The organism is Posidoniimonas polymericola (assembly GCF_007859935.1).
Classification (GTDB): Bacteria; Planctomycetota; Planctomycetia; order Pirellulales; family Lacipirellulaceae; genus Posidoniimonas; species Posidoniimonas polymericola.
The window spans coordinates 381,223-397,260 of sequence record NZ_SJPO01000002.1 but is presented as its reverse complement, the minus strand read 5'-3'; the positions used below and the strand labels follow the sequence as shown (position 1 = coordinate 397,260).

Sequence of the window (16,038 nt, the reverse complement as noted above, 5' to 3'; positions counted from 1 at the left end):
TAGCGGTCAGTATTCTCTTCATTGCTCAAAGTTCGCTCCGCAGCGGGGTAAAGTGGCCGAATCGACTCGTGGGGAGCTCTAGACGAGGTCGGCCGGGTTGGCGGTGGGGGCTTAGAGACGTAGTGCACCGGGGCTGGCCGGTCGCCCAGTTTTCTCACTGGCTTGCCTTACCAATTAGTTGAGGTGCGCTGGCCCATGTGGCCGCGGCCAACTGCTATCCCACGAATTCAACCGCGTTTCTGTGGTTTCTCCGCTGCGTTGTCGTCGCTAAACAATGCCTCGGCTGGTACTTTCTGGCGGGGCATGCGGTCGCTGCTCCACTCGAAGTCCAGCGCACGGTCCCCTGCGGGTCCGCTCCGATAATAGAGCCGCATGGGGTGCTTTCCGGCTTGCAGGCGTATGGCCCCGCTCGCCTCGGCTCCGGGCTGGTAACCGAAGTCGGCGTCCACGACAACCGCTTCGTGAATCCGGAGCAAGGCGCCGCCATCCGTCGTCAGGTGGAAGATGTACTCACCATCGACGGGAGCATCGATGAAGCCCTGGAACAGAGCGCCGGTTGCCGCTTCGCCAAGCACCTCCGCAAGATTCGGCCGCCGAGTGCGGCCGCTAACCGATGGTTGCAGCTCTTCAAGTCTCGCCACCCACGGGAAGCTCTCCTGATAGCCCCGCCATTGAAGTCCGGGTTCGACGCAGGCCGGATGAACGGGCGGCACGAGTTCGTTGTCGTAAGGCCGTCGTGCAGACGTGTTCGGGCGGCGAACGCGCAGCACCCGGTCACTGATCTGCCGCTGTACCGCCTCGAACTCGGGTTGGTCCGCGAGGTTTTTGGTTTGCTGCGGGTCGGTCACGACATCGTAAATCTCGAAGGGGTCGGCGTGGCTCTCAATGTTGTAGCGGACACCCATCAAGTCCCCCACGCGGATGGCCTGCATCTGCCGGCGCCTTCGTCCTTGGTGCTCGGGGGTGAACTCATCGTAGCCAGGCGTTTTGCCGCCTTGGGCGTACTCGATGTAGGTAAGCGGCGGTGGCTGGTTCCCGGCGCCACGGAGCGTTGGAGTCAGCGACACGCCATCGCTGCGTGCGGGGGTGGGGACTCCGGCGATGTCCGCGAAGGTGGGCATCCAGTCCCAGAACGCGCAGGGTTGGTCGCTCACCCGCCCTGCCGGGACGCCGGCCGGCCAGTGAACCAAGGCGCCAACACGAATGCCACCCTCCCAGAGGTCGCGTTTGATGCCGTCGTGCGGCCCGTAGCTGTCGAAGAACGTGGGCTTGTACGGCTCTTCTAAGTAGGACTCTTTGCTCGGCCCGTTGTCCGAGGTGAACACGACAAGCGTATTGTGCTCGAGTTCGAGGTCCCTCAGAAACTGCATCAGGTCGCCGACGCAGTCGTCGATCCGCCTCACGTCCGTCGCGTACCGCTGGTAGACATCGGGCCAGGGCTGCTCAGGGGTCGAGGCGTCGTTGTCGTGGTCCCAGGTTGCTGAGACATAGTCTGGGTGGCAGTAGGTATCGGGCTCGCCGCCTGCCGTATTGATCATCTGCCCTGGCTCGCCCAGCCACTGCACGCCGCCGGTCCGCCCTCCTCCAGGCGGAAACGGACCGGGCGGGAGTTGCAAGATCGCGTGCGGCGTGTCGAAAGCCAAATACAGGAAGAAGGGCTGGTCCGAGTTGGAGTCGCAGTGGTCACCGATCCACTTCTTGGTGCGGGCCGTGAAGAGGTCGGTTGTGTAGCACCCGTCGAATTCTGCCGAGACTTCCTGGGTCCCATCGTACAACGGCTTGCCGTCTTCTTTGGGGTAGTGTTTGTGTCCGTGCCCGTGGCCGATATACCCGAAGTAGTATTCGAATCCTCGGTTCATCGGATGCCCCGGCCAGCCATTGGTCGCTGCCTTGGACCGTTTGCCCTGCAGCCCCCACTTGCCGATGCAAGCGGTGGCGTAGCCGGCTTGCTTCAGCACGCTGGCCACTGTGTGGTTGTCCTCAAGGGCTTTGTCGAATTGATTGTCTCGCACATTGGCATGGCCTTGGTGCACGCCCAGCAGGAAGGAAGCCCGCGAGGGAGCGCACACCGGGGCGGAACAGTAGTGCTGCCGGAGCTGCAGCCCACCCCGCGCCAACGCGTCGAAATGCGGCGTCCGATGCCACGGAGCGGCCGCGTCGCCTGCCTCGCTACGCGCGTTCTGCCAGAAAACTCCCACGTCACCGATGCCGAGGTCGTCAGCCAAGACGAAGAGGATGTTGGGTCGGCTTGGCGGTTCGGCAAACGCAACTCCAGAGAGCACGCAAGCTTGGGCAAGCGACAGGACCGCGAGCATCCCGAAGAGTTTTGCGGATCGGAAACCAATGAGAGGGCTTATCGAGTACATGACTCACCTATTCGCTTATGGCTTGAACTGACCCGATTATAGGCGACTCGGGCGGTCGACGGCCGACGGCGACGTCAAGAGACGATTAGCCCGCTGCTGGGACGTTGAGGGTGAGCAGGTGATTGCCTTCTAAATAGTCCACTTGCAATGCAAGACGTTGGTCAGCGGGAGCGACCGTTGTTCAAGGTTGCTCGTACCTGTGCCCTGCTTGCAGGAAACTGCGTCGGACGCTCTGGCACCAACTATCCGATCGCAACAACATTGAGACCAGCCGCGATGGAAGTTGAGATCCGTGCCGATTTTTAACCTCTCCAAGCGGCACTGACCTGGCACGGACGGGCTGGAAAGATTCAAAAAACCCGGTAAAACTCGGCACAGAATGACGAGCGGCCGATTTCTGGCTCGTTCCGTAACCTGTTGTTCTGCCAACGACTTACGCGTCGACGAACCTGCCAAAGAGGCCGGCTGATAAGCCGTCGGTCGGGGGATTCGATTCCCTCCGGGCCTGTTCGGTCTTTCCGCTGCCGCCTCTTAAGGGCAGCGATCCCGGCCTTTCTCGCTCGGGCAACGCACGGCTCGTAATCACGTCCCCACGGCACGCGGGGCAGAAGTTCCTGCCGATCGGCGTGCGGCCTGGCACTTTCGTGACGCCCAGTGCAATCCCACTGCGGGGCGGTAGCTTAGGCGTAGTTCCGCCAAGCTGCGCTACCGCAGCTAGTCCAATACTAGGCGGTGCAACGGGTCTCGAGGGAACGCATGCTATTGATTCCTCGCTAGCGTCACTCCGGCGCGCTTCCAGACTGGCGTCGACCGAGCCCGTTGTACTGCCATGTGCCGCAGACCGGTTCGGTGTTCGACAGCCTGCCTCCGTCGAAGGGGGCCTGATAGCCGTGCGCCGACTGTGGTCCTAAAGCGACCACGTGACGATGCGCCTGCCCTTCTTCGTATTCGCACCCCCGACACCCACTCTGTTTTGCGTAGGGTTTTCGCGTTTGCACGACGCTGTCAATTGCTGCCCAACTGACCTTAATGAGAAATTCACTTCTTCCTCATGGGTTCAACGCAATCACTCGCAAGACTACTGGGCTCATTGGTTCGGCCCACCTCGAACACACTCACCCGAATTCCGCTAGATGTCTGCTTTACATCGCCATCGGATACCGCTATTTTTCGTTACAGCGCAGGCTGCCACCGGCGGTTGTTGTTCGCTGGCCGCCGCGTCGCGTTTTCTTCAATGCGACCCTACTCTTCAATGTGTTACTCCAGCTTGCGCCGGTTGCACTGCATTCGGCGGAGCGTTGAGGCTTTTCAGTTTCCAAGCGGCAGTCGTCGCCGCACCTACGCATCACTTCGGTTGGCTTGATCTATCCGCCAACGGCGGGGGCGTTCCGACTGCGGGAGGGTTTCGCCACGCGGCACGACGCGTCCGGAAAGGGGCGTGTGCGGGCGTAAGTGAACTGCTTGCTGACAAGAGTGGCGGCCAGCATCGTGCGGAGACCGGCGGCAGATTCTGGGAAAAGCAGCTTCTCTTGTCCATCTAACTTGATCGTTATTCCGCGCCGGGGAGGCGTCTCATGCAGCGAAGAACTCTGACGAACACCTTTGTAGCTCTATCAATCACCGCTCTATCTGTCCTCGGCGCCCACGCGTTCGCGGATGGCGTGCCGCTGCACGACGGGCTGCTCAGTTACTGGCCGCTCGACGAGGGCGCGGGCATCGTTGCTGGCGACGCGTCGCCCGGTGGATCTATCATCGACAACGGCGAACTACGCGACGGCCCGACCTGGCTGAGTGGCAAGTTCGGCGCGGGCCTGGGTTTCGCCGGCGCTGAGAACGTGTTGATCCCCAACAGCGCCGACATGGATATCAACAGCAACGCGGTTTCCCTCTCGACCTGGGTGAAGCTCGACAAGATGCCGTCCGATATTGCGGGCTCGTTCGCAGGGATCTACGACTCGCAACCAGACAACTACGTCCTGTATCTCGACAAGAACAGCAACGAACTGCGGTTCAAGGTCACCGACGCCAACGGCGCTTCGACTAGCGCGCACCCTGGAGTACCGGCGTCGATGCTGGACACGACCAGCTGGCACCACGTCATGGGCGTCTACGACGGCAGCGTCGGTTCGGTAAAAATCTACTGGGACGGTGCTCAGGTGGACCTGGCGTCGCTCCCTACCACTGTAGGAACGGTTCGCCCGGGGCAGGTTGCCGGCCTGGGGGCCCAGACCACCACCGACGCGCCGCACACTGCCAGCAACTTCTACGAAGGCGGGATCGCCGACTTGGCCATCTGGAACCGGCCACTGGGCGTCGCCGAGGCAGAGTACCTGTTCAATAGCGGGGCCGGCAGCACCGTGGGCGGAGCCAACCCCTCCATCGCGGCCGTGGCGCCGCTTTCCCCGACCGCGCCGACGGCCCAGCCAGTGATCCACTACACCTTCGATGGCGACCTCACGAACCAGGGCTCCGGCGGCTCGGCCCTCGACGGCGTGTTCCACGACGGACCCGCAATGGCCGGACCCCAGTACACCGGGGCCGGATCGAGTCAGGGCCTCAACTTTTCGTCAAACCCCGAGGCGACCAACTCCGTCGACAACGAGGGGGCGGACGCGGGCCAGTACCTGTCGGTCGACTACACGCTACCCGAGCAGGGGTCGATTGCGTTGCAGTTCTCGTCGGAAGCGTCGTTCAACTTCCAATCGCTGTGGGGCAACTCCGTCCACGCGAACGCGTGGGAGGCCTGGGTCTACGGGAATGAGCGGCTATCGGCCCGTGCCAACAACGCCTCGAATGCGGCCAACCTCGACTACTTGCTGACGCTGGTAGGCGGCGTCGGGGAGGAACACGACATCGTGTTCACCTGGGAGCGGGACGGCGACCAGCTGGAAAGCAAACTGTACATCGACGGCGAGCTGAGAGAAATCGCCGCCGAGAGCTGGCTCGACCCGGGCGGCGTGTTCTACCTGGGCGGCGGGCCGGGCAACCACCTGAGCCGCGGGGTCTTCGGCGACTTGCGTATCTACGACGTCGCGCTCGCCGCCGGCGAGGTCTTGTACCTGTCGCGCGTCCCAGAGCCGAACGCCCTTGCGATTGGGCTCCTCTGGCTGACCGCGATGGGAAGCCGGCGCCGGCGAGCGACCGCCTAGTCATCTCCAGCAAACGGCGGTTGCCACAGCCGCCGACAAGATCCTAAGAACTCAACAGCACTGGCACTGCAGGGGGTACCTCTGATGTTTTATAAGACCTCGACCGCTCTAGCGACGTGCGTCGGCTTGCTGCTGACTGCCGCGTCTGCTCCGACCTCAGCCACACAGCTGCAGGACGGTCTCATCACCTACTGGCCGCTCAACGAAGGGTCGGGGACGACTGCCGGTGACGCAGCGCCCGGAGGTGGCGTGACGGACAACGGTGAACTCCGCAACTCACCGACATGGTCCTCCGGCAAGTTCGGCGGCGGCCTGCAGTTCAACGGCGTCGACCAGGATGTGCTGATCCCCAACAGCACCGACATGGACGTCAATACTTCCGGACTTACACTCTCGGTCTGGGTGAAGCTCGACCAGGTGCCGGACGACATTGTCACCAGCTTCTCTGGTATTTATGACTCGGCGCCCGACAACTACGTGATGTACCTCGACCGTGGCAACAACGAGCTGCGTTTCAAGGCGACCACCGCGGGCGGCGGAGCGGAACGCCCCGGCATCCCGGCCAAGATGCTCGACACAACTGAGTGGCACCACGTCATGGGCGTGTTTGACGGGGTAGAGGCCTCCAACAGCATCTATTTCGACGGTCAGTTGGTGGACCGGCACTCGGCTGTCTCGCTGCTGGACGTGGTTCGGTCCGGCCAGATCGCAAGCATCGGCGGCCAGCCGGCTGTCGACGCGCCCTTCGCCCCAACCTCGCTGTTTCAGGGGCAGGTGTCGGACGTTGCGGTCTGGAACCGGTCGCTCGGCGTGGCCGAGGCGCAATACTTGTACAACGGCGGCGTCGGCAACGCGGTGGGCGCGGCGAACCCCGACATCAGCCCCGCGGCCGGTGTTTCCCCTGTGCAGCCAACCGCCCAGCCGGTGATCTACTACAACTTCAATGGGAATCTGGACAACCACGGGACAGGCGGCGCCGCCCTGAACGCCACCCTGCAGGACGCCGCCGGCAGGAACGACTCGCTCTACTCGTCGACAACCTTTGGCCAAGGTGTGGACCTGAGCGAGAACCCTGTGGCGACCCCGGTCTCAGAAACGGAGCCTGGTGACTACTTGTCGGTCGAGTACACCCTTTCCGACTCTGGCACGATCGCCATGCAGGCGTCGATCACCGAGCTCTACAACTTCCAGACGCTGTGGGCCAACTCGTCGCATCCCAACGACTGGGAAGCCTGGATTTACGAGAACGGCCGGTTCGCCGCCCGCGCCGACCGCAGCTCGTCACAGCTCAATCACGACGTCTTCCTATTCGACGATCCCCTCGCGTTGCACCACTACGCCTACGCTTGGGAGCGTGACGGCGATCGCATGGACGCCGCCCTCTACATCGACGGCGTCTTCCAGGGCCAGGTGAACCTTCCCTGGCGCGACCCGGGCACAGAGTTCTATATCGGGGGTGGCCCCGGCAACCACCTGTCGAAGGCAGTCTTCGACGAGGTCCGCATCTACAACACGGCCCTTTCGGAGGCCGAGCTGCTCTACCTCTCGATGAACGCTCCGGAAACGACCATCCTCACCGGGGACTACAACCTGGACGGCGTGGTCGACGCGGCCGACTACACCGTGTGGCGTGACGCCGATGGGACGTCGGTCGTGGCCGGTTCGGGCGCCGATGGAAACGGCGACGGCGTGGTCGACTCAGGCGACTACCTGGTCTGGAAAACGCACTACGGCGAGTCGTCTGGGTCCGCCCCTGGGTCTGCAGCAATTGCGCCAGAGCCCGCTGCTCTGGGCCTGCTATTAGCGGCTTCGATTGGGGTCCTGAGCCGACGCGGCTGCTCGCCACGCCGCGCCCTCGGCGGCAGGTAGGCAGCCGATTTGACGAACTGCTGGTTGCAATCGCGGGACTCTCTCCTGGGTCGCAACAGCTCGCAGGAGTTGTGGATGAGCTACTCTGGTTGGCGCCCCGTGCCTGGCCTCGTGTTGACAACGATCGTCCTGATCGGACTTGCGGGGCGGGCCGTGGCGGTGGCGGTTCCGCTGCACGACGGGCTCGCGGCCTACTGGGCCCTCGACGAGGGCCTGGGAAGCGTCGCCCACGACTGGGCGCCAGGGGACGCGGTTTCCGATGATGGCTCACTGCGGAACAGCCCCGCCTGGATTGACGGGATCTTTGGCGCAGGGCTCGCATTTAACGGCCAAGATCAGGACGTGCTGATCCCCAGCAGCGCCGACCTAGACATCGGCGGCGCCGCAGCGGTCACGCTGTCGGCCTGGGTGAAGCTGAATGAGCTGCCGTCGGAAATCCCCGGATCCTTCTCTGGCATCTTCGACTCGGCCACCGACAACTACATCCTTTACCTCGACAAAGGCAACAACGAGCTGCGTTTTAAGGTCACCACCACCACCGGGGGCGCGGCCCGGCCCGGCGTGCCCGCCTCGATGCTGAATAAGTCGGAGTGGAACCACTTGATGGGCGTCTACGGGGGGGATGGCCACGCCAGCATCTACTTCAACGGTGAGCTAGCGGGCGACATCGCCGCGTCGGGGCTCTTGGCGGATGTTAAGCCGGGGCAGGTCGCTGGTATCGGGTCCCAGGTGAGCAGCAACGCGCCGTATGCGTCCAGCAGCCACTTCAACGGCGGCATTGCGGACGTTGCGGTGTGGGGCCGAGCGCTGGGTCTCGCCGAGGCTCAGTATCTGTACAACGAGGGCGTTGGCAACGCGGTGGGTGCGGCGAACCCGTCTATTGAACCCGTCGCTCCCCCACGCCCCGACAACCCCTCAATCCTGATCGAGGCCCACCGCGGCTACTCGGCGATCGCTCCCGAGAACACGCTCGCGGCCTTCAAGGCGGCGGCGGGGATCGCCGACTACGTGGAGCTCGACGTACGCGTGACCCAGGACAACCAGCTGGTCGTCATGCATGACGCCACGCTCGACCGCACCACCAACGGAACGGGCGCCGTGGGCGCAAGAAACTACACGGGCTACATCGACGGCCTCGACGCCGGCGGCTGGTTCTCGCCCGACTTTGCCGGAGAGGGCGTGCCCACGCTAGGCGAAGCGGTCGAGACTATCCTCGCACACGACATGCGGCCGCTTATCGAACGCAAGACCGGTGACGCGGCCGACATCGTCCAGGTGCTGGATGGGCTCGGGGTGCTGCAGCAGTCGGTGATCATCTCGTTCGACTGGAACTTCCTCACCGATGTTCGCCAGCTAGACTCAGCGGTCAAGCTGGGGGGCCTCGGAAGCGGCTCGCTTGGTTCCGGCACGGTCGCCAACGCGATCGCGGCCGGATTCGACTTCCTTGACTGGGGCGACAGCGCCGCGATTACCTCCGCGGCGGTCGACATGGTGCACGCGGCGGGCCTCGAACTCCACGTCTGGACCGTCGACAACCTGACCCGCATGCAGCAGCTTATCGATCTTGGCGTCGACGGCATAACGACCAACACTCCGGAGTCGCTGCGGTCGATCGTCCCCTTCGCCGGTGACTTCAACAACGACGGCGTCGTGGACGCCGCCGACTACACTGCCTGGCGCGACGCCGACAGCGACGCCGACGACTACAAAGCGTGGGTGGAGAACTACGGGAGAGGATCCGTCGGCGGATCGCCGGAGAGCCCCGCCCCGCCATCGTCCGCACCCGCGCCGTCTTCGGTGTGGTCTCTGACCAGCCTAGCGGTGCTGTGGGTGTCAAACCGCCGACGCTGGCGGCTCCTACGCGTCTCAGCAGAAGGGCCCCCATGACTAGTAGCTCGCAGCTCCGCCACGGCGCCGTTGACTGCGCTGCCCCCCGCACGATTCAGGATTCATTAATGCGACTGCAAACTCCCCCAACCGCCCCACCCCGAAAGACAGGACGGCTTGCCGGTTTCACGCTCGTCGAGCTGCTGGTGGTCATCGCCATCATCGGGGTGTTGGTCGCCCTGCTGCTTCCCGCGGTGCAGGCCGCCCGCGAAGCGGCGCGGCGGACCCAATGCACCAATCAACTCAAGCAGATCAGCCTCGCTTGGCAGTACCACCACGACGCGATGAAGCACTTCCCGACCGGTGGTTGGGGGTGGGGCTGGCAGGGCGACCCCGATCTCGGCTACGGAGTCGATCAGCCGGGGGGTTGGGTCTACAACCTGCTCCCGTACATGGAGCTCGGCAACCTCCGTGAGATCGGCTCCGGCCTGCCCGCAGCGGACAAGCGACTCGCGCTAGCCCAGCTGTCGCAGACGCAGCCGCCCGGGTTCATCTGCCCGTCGAAGCGTCCGTCGCAACCAACTGCGCCCAAGAACCACTGGTCGCCAAAGAACTGTGCGTTCAAGGTGGGGGACCTGGCCGGCAAGAGCGACTACGCCGCGTGCAGCGGTGACCCGGCCGTGCCCGAAGCGCCCACCAAGGCCGAGGGCCCCGCCAACCTAACGGTCGCCGACAGCCCGCTGTGGAAGTGGGGCGGGCCGCACAACGGCGTGTGCTACCTCCGCAGCAAGGTCAAGTACAAGGACATCACCGACGGGACCTCAAACACCTTCTTGGTCGGTGAGAAATACCAGCGACCCGAGAGCTACGACGGGTCATTCGCCAGCGGCAGCGCCACCTACGACTTCGGCGACAACGAGTCGATGTTTTCCGGATACAACCGCGACCAACACCGCTCAACCAACCCGCAACTGCCCCCCCATCAAGACCGCCCCGGCATCCTGGACGACTACGCCTTCGGCAGCGCCCACTCCGGCGCCTTCGGGATGGCGATGTGCGACGGCTCCGTCAAGCGGGTCAACTACGATATCGACATCACTGCGTACCGTTGGCTCGGCGTCGTCGACGACGGGACCGTCGTCCAGGAACGCCCCTAGGAATCGGGGCGCGTTGCTCGCCTTGTGCATCCCACTTATCTCTCACCCGACGCCGATGAAGGCTCACTCGAATGTTAGTACGCTCCCGGATCGGTGACGCCCTGCTGCTTAGTCTCGCGGTCGCACTGGGGTGCTCCGGCGCCCAGTCACGACTGTCGCAGCCCGGAGTCAAACGCGACGCCGCGAAGAGTGCTGTCGACAAATACGACACCGACGGTGACGGCTCCCTCGGCGCCGCCGAGATCGCCGCATCGCCGGCTTTGCAGGCCTCGCTCAAGCGGACCGACAAGGACGGCGACGGCCGGATCACGCCCGAGGAACTCGACGCCCGGTTCGCCGTCTGGCGCAACTCGGGGGTCGCGCTGACCCGTCTTGCGATCACCGTCCGCCAGAGCGGGCGGCCCGTTGCGGGCGCGAGTGTAAAGCTGGTCCCGGAGGAATTCCAGGGGCAGGCAATCAAGTCAGCTTCTGGAACCACTGACTCCGAAGGCGTAGCCCACATGAAGATCTCTGACCACCCCGATGAGGCCGGCGTCCACCTCGGATTCTACCGCATTGAGGTTTCGAAGACCGATCAGGCCGGCCAGGAGACCCTTCCTGCGAGCAACAACACGGACACCAAGCTCGGCGTCGAGATCAGCCCGGACGACCCCAGCTCAAGCCGTCTCAACCTGCAGCTGCTCGACTAGAGCCAGCGTTCTGTGGCCAGCGCTCTGGCCAGGCAGGTCGGGCCAGGCGCCCAATTAGTCGGTGGGCGTTCCCATCGCGACCAGGTCCTTGCGGCACGGGGGACAGACGGTCCATGCGATTTGCACCCGGCCCTGCTGGTCCATCACGGCGTCGCACTCAACCGCTGTGGACGCGTCGGTCCAGTCTCCGCATTGGAGCTCGTAGAGATTGCACAGGCTGCAGCGTTTGAGCACCGAGAGCCCGACGTCGTAGGCGTGGGCGACGAGCGGCTTCTCCTGCTTGATGACCGACAGCGTGCGGCTGGTGAGCTGCAGTCGCCCACGTCCGAGGTGCGCGACCGTCATCTCCATCCGACGCTGAAAGTTGGGCGAGTCGCAGCGGCAGTCGAACCTGACCGGCCGGCCGGTGTCGCGGACCCGCCCGAAGATGTCGCGGTAGAGCTCAACCAGCGTCTGCCCGCGGACAAAGTCCCACAGCGTCTTGCCGACCACCGAGTCGGGTTTCAGCCGGTCGCCCTCGCCGTTGCTCGCGGCGAATTCCCCCCAGGCGTCGCCAACGCCGAGGATTTTGTCTTCGCTGTCCACCGAGTAAGAAACGACTCGCGATGATGCCGCGTTGTTAGTGCTCGCCATTGCTGATAGCCTCCGCGACTGTGCGGACAAGCTGCACGCGGTCAATTGGTTTAGAGATGAAGCCGGTGCAGCCGGCTTCGAAGCACTTCTGGCGATCGCTGGCCATCGCGTTCGCTGTCAGCGCTAGGATTGGGCCGGAGTATTGACGGCTACGCAGCTGACGGGCTACGGCGTAGCCGTCCATCTCAGGCATTTGAATGTCGGTGATGACACAGGCGTAGGGCTCGCTCGCCTGATCGGCCTCGGCGACCGACTTCAGCCCCGATGCGCCGTCGCCAACCACCTGCACCTGGGCGCCGACATCAGCCAGCACCTGCTCCGCCAGGAACCGCATGTCGCGGCGGTCGTCGATCACCAAAACCCTTGCGCCATCGAGCCGCGGCAGCTCCTCGATCAAATCAGGCTGATTGCCGGTGCCCCTGGCGACCGGGAGGAGTTTCCGCCACGGCAGCCTCACCTGGAAGACTGAGCCCAGATCAACTTGGCTGCGAACCAGCATCCGGCCCCCCATCTGCTGGACAAGCTGCTTAGTGATCGCGAGACCGAGACCCGACCCTTCCTGGGCCCTGGCGTTGGATGAGTCGACCTGGGTGAAGGGCTCGAACAGCCGCTTTAGGTCGCCGCGGGAGATCCCGCATCCCGAGTCGGCGATGGTGACCCACAGCTCGTTCCGCCGACGCGACCGCCGCGCCGAGAGCACAACTCTACCACCCTCGCTGAATTTGATCGCGTTGGTTAGCAGGTTCAAGACGATCTGTTTGAGCCTCCGCGAGTCGGTGAGCATCCCCGCCTCGAGGTTGTCGCAAAGCTTGGCCTGCAGCGAGACCCGGTTCTGCGCGGCGCGGGGCTGCAGCGTGTTGCAGGAGTCGGACAGCAAGGTCCGCACGTTGACGATGTCGCTCGACAGCTCGACCCGCCGCATCTCGATCTGCGAGAGGTCGAGCAGATCGTTGATGAGGCTGAGCAGGTGCTCGCCGTTGCTGCGGATGATCTCAATGCAGTTGACGTTGTCCGGCTCCTTGAGCTGGCGTTTTAGCAGCTCCGCAAAACCGAGTATCGCGGACATCGGGCTGCGGATCTCGTGGCTCATCTTGGCGAGGAACTCGCTCTTCGCCTCGTTGGCGAGCTTGGCGGCCTCCATCGCCGACTCGAGCTCCCGCTCGGCCTGCTTCAGCGATGAGATATCCGAAGCCGACACGTAGAAGCCGGTGACCTCTCCCGCCGCATTGCGTTCGGGACGGTAGTCGACGATCGCGGAGATCTGCTTATCGGCATTGCCGAAGACGGTCTCGAAGTGTTGGGCCTCTCCCGCCAGGGCCCGCTCAATACGGGGTTCGCTGCGGGCGTAGGCGTTGGGGCTCAGCACTTCGCGGACCGGCATGCCGATCATCTCTTCCGTCGGGATCCCGAACAGCTCTGAGTAGGCGTTGTTGGCGTACTCGTAGCAGCGCTTCCGGTTGACGAACGAAACGAACACCGGCACGGCGTCGATCGTTTTCTGCAGCCGCCGCTGCGCCTTGTCCGCCCGCTCGCGAGCGGCAACGAGGGTCTCGATGTTAGTGAGCGTCAGCGTTACGCCGGTCACCTCGCTCGAGACCTCGTACGGAAGGATCCGCAGGAAGTAGGTGGCGCCGCTAAGCGCCGTGACCTCGCGTTCAAACGATTTGCCGGTCTGCAGGACGTCGCGAAGCCGGCCGTCGAGCCCCCGCATGTCGAGGCTGTGCGAGAAAACCGAGATAGGACGTCCGACGTCCTGGTCCTCGAGGTTGAACAGGCCGCTGATACCGGGAGTGAAACGGCGGATCGCCAGCTGAGGATCGAGGAAGATGGTGCCGACGTCGGTGCTCGCGAGCAGATGATTCATGTCATCGTTCAGCTCCCTCAGCTCGGCGTTCTTGTTCTGGTACTCGACGTTGACAGTGTGAAGCTCTTCGTTGACCGAATTGAGCTCTTCGTTGGAGCTCTGCAGCTCTTCGTTGCTAGAAACCAGTTCCTCGTTGGTCGCCTGCAGCTCCTCGTTGCTGGTCTCAAGCTCCTCGATGGTCGCCTGCAGGTTCTCCTGGGTCGCCGCAAGGTCGTCCTCCAGCTCGCGGATGCGTTTCGAGAGTTCGCCGTCCTCGTTGTTGATCTCGAGCAGGACGCCATCCTGCTCGCTGGGGGGATCTGCGTCGCCCTCCTCGGCCGTGTGCGGAGTAAAACATACCGCCACGTACCGCTCGCCCGCCGGCATCCGAACCGCGTTCATCGTGATGCAGACGAGTTCTCCGCCCTCCCCACCCGAGTCGATGCGCGTGGCCGGCAGCCGTACAACCTCCTCGCCACCGACGAGCACCCGCCGCATGCCGATCGACAGCGTTCCCTGAAGCGACTCGGGGCACATGTCCAGCAGGTCCGTGCTCATGCGTCGACGGCGCAGAGTCAGGAACCTCTCCGCGCCCCCATACAGCTCGACGACGCGGCGGTCCTGGTCGATTAGCAGCGTCGGGGGGAGCAGCTGATCGAGGAGGGCGTCGTAGGTGTCCTGCTTCGCGGTGGCGGCGGCGGTCTTGCCGACGCCCGGTATCGAGGCCGCCGCGCCGGTCCGGCGAGGTGAGAGCGTCACGGGTAGCGCGGCGTCGCGTGGCAGTCGGGCGCTGCCCACCTTGCGGTAGAAGCGGTACTTGTCGTGGACGGTGCGGAACTCGTTCGCCAGGTCGCCGACGGTCTCGCTGGGGCCAAGGAACAAGACGCCCGCCTGCTTGAGTCCGAAGTGGAACAGGGTCAACGCGCGATTCTGCGCGGCGTGGTCGAAGTAGATCAGCAGGTTGCGGCACGACACCATGTCGAGGGACGTGAACGGTGGGTCTTGCAGCAGGTTGTGCGGGGCGCACAGCACCAACTGCCGGATGTGCTTACGGATGCGGTACTGGTCCTCGTGCAGCTCGAAGTGGTGCGCCAGCCGCTCCGCCGAGACGTTCTCGATCGCCGCCTCTCGGTAGGTCGCGAGGCTGCCGAGGCGTAGCGATCCGGGGTGGATGTCACTCGCAAAAATCTTGATGCTGACGGGCCGCGGGCGGACCTTGTTGAGCTCGTGCAAGATCATCGCGATTGTGTACGCCTCCTCACCGGTGGCGCACCCGGGGACCCACACCCGCAGACCGGCGTCGGGGTCGGCGTCGTGGAGCAGGGCCGGCGCGACTTCTTTCTCGAAGAAGTCGAAGCAGGCGGGGTCGCGGAAGAACTTCGTGACCCCGATCAGCATGTCCTGGTAGAGCTGATCGATCTGCCCGGGGTCCGACTTGAGCAGCTCAACGTACGACTCCAGCGAGCTCACGTTGCTCAGCGACATCCGCCGGTCGATGCGTCGCGTCACGGTGGCCGGCTTGTACTGCGAGAAGTCGACCTGCAGGCGCTCGCGCATCAGACGCAGGATGGTGTCGACGCTCGCCTCGTCGGGCTGCTCCGCGTGCGACAAGCCGATGATTTGGCGGACAATTATCCGCGGCATGTTCTCTGCCGGCAGGACGTGGTCGACGCAGCCGGTCGACTGGGCGCTACGCGGCATCCCGGAGAACTTGGCGGTGGCCTCCGACTCACAGAGCACGAGGCCGCCGGCGTTGCGGATCGCCTGGACTCCCTTTGATCCGTCGCTGCCGGTGCCGGACAAGACGACGCCGACCGATCGGTCGCCAAACTCCTTGGCTATCGATGCGAACAGCCGATCAATCGTCAGGTGCGGCATCTCCATCGCGTCCTGATCGCTAAGCCGCAGCTTGCCATCGGCGACGATGAGATCCTGCTTGGGCGGGATGACGTAAACGTGGTCCGGCTCGAGCGGCTGTCCGTGCTCGGCGATTGCCACCTCCATCCCGGTGTGCCGGCCCAACAGCCGGTCCATCATCGTCTCGTAATTGGGCGAGAGGTGCTGGACCACGACGTACGCCGCGCCGGTGCGTTGGTCGAGCCGGTCGAACAGCTTCTCTAACGATTGCAATCCGCCAGCCGACGCCCCGATGCCAACCACGTACTCCGGCCTCTTGTCGTTCATAACGCCTTTCGAGATCTCTGTCGCAGCGGGTCGGCTCCGGCCTGCGTCGGTCGAAGGCCTTTTTGCTGAACTCGTACGCCGACAGAGAATGCGGTCGGTCACGCCCAGTGTTGAGGGCCCTAATCGGCGAGTCAGTGAGCTGATTCTCTTCTGACCCCGACAGGTTTGTCTAGCGTGTCAGCATCGCGATTCCCGAACCTGGTCGAAGAGAAGCCAACCTGAACAGCAGGCGGTCAAAGCTCGTCCACTAGCGGAGTGAAAGAGGGGCGGGGTGAGTCTTATCAGTCGCGATCGGAGGGTGCGCGACGCGGCGGACGAAGA

8 protein-coding genes are annotated in these 16,038 nt (G+C 64.0%); 5 read left to right on the top strand and 3 right to left on the bottom strand.

The annotated features are described in order from the left end of the window. Positions 1–227 precede the first annotated feature (227 nt). A complete protein-coding gene (locus Pla123a_RS05540) occupies positions 228–2,282 on the bottom strand; it encodes a sulfatase-like hydrolase/transferase (RefSeq protein ID WP_231956337.1) in 2,055 nt (684 codons plus the stop codon). A 1,658-nt stretch (positions 2,283–3,940) separates the two neighbouring features. Here Pla123a_RS05540 and Pla123a_RS05535 point away from each other — a divergent pair. The 5 genes from Pla123a_RS05535 (at position 3,941) to Pla123a_RS05515 (ending at position 11,057) form a co-directional block, all read left to right on the top strand. Beyond that, positions 3,941–5,515 carry a LamG domain-containing protein gene (locus Pla123a_RS05535; protein WP_146584701.1) on the top strand — a complete coding sequence of 525 codons (1,575 nt, stop codon included), beginning with the start codon at positions 3,941–3,943 and terminating at the stop codon, positions 5,513–5,515. Between the two features lie 84 nt (positions 5,516–5,599). Beyond that, entirely contained in the window at positions 5,600–7,384 is a 1,785-nt protein-coding gene (locus Pla123a_RS05530) for a LamG-like jellyroll fold domain-containing protein (protein WP_146584699.1), read from the top strand. A 75-nt stretch (positions 7,385–7,459) separates the two neighbouring features. Further along, positions 7,460–9,271: a glycerophosphodiester phosphodiesterase family protein gene (locus Pla123a_RS05525; protein ID WP_146584697.1), complete on the top strand. Its 1,812-nt coding sequence runs from the start codon at positions 7,460–7,462 to the stop codon at positions 9,269–9,271. Positions 9,272–9,339: 68 nt separating this feature from the next. After that, positions 9,340–10,368, top strand: coding sequence for a DUF1559 family PulG-like putative transporter (locus Pla123a_RS05520; RefSeq protein ID WP_197527756.1), 1,029 nt, complete (start codon positions 9,340–9,342; stop codon positions 10,366–10,368). A gap of 71 nt (positions 10,369–10,439) precedes the next feature. Next, positions 10,440–11,057: a hypothetical protein gene (locus Pla123a_RS05515; RefSeq protein WP_146584693.1), complete on the top strand. Its 618-nt coding sequence runs from the start codon at positions 10,440–10,442 to the stop codon at positions 11,055–11,057. Positions 11,058–11,111: 54 nt separating this feature from the next. Here the strand turns inward: Pla123a_RS05515 and Pla123a_RS05510 are convergent, their stop codons facing one another. Both Pla123a_RS05510 and Pla123a_RS05505 read right to left on the bottom strand, forming a co-directional pair. Continuing rightward, entirely contained in the window at positions 11,112–11,690 is a 579-nt protein-coding gene (locus tag Pla123a_RS05510) for a hypothetical protein (RefSeq protein ID WP_146584691.1), read from the bottom strand. Then, the gene (locus Pla123a_RS05505; RefSeq protein WP_146584689.1) at positions 11,677–15,717 is read right to left on the bottom strand and encodes a chemotaxis protein CheB; all 4,041 of its coding nucleotides are present in this window, start codon (positions 15,715–15,717) and stop codon (positions 11,677–11,679) included. Before Pla123a_RS05505 ends, Pla123a_RS05510 begins: the two co-directional genes overlap by 14 nt. Between the last annotated feature and the right edge of the window lie 321 nt (positions 15,718–16,038).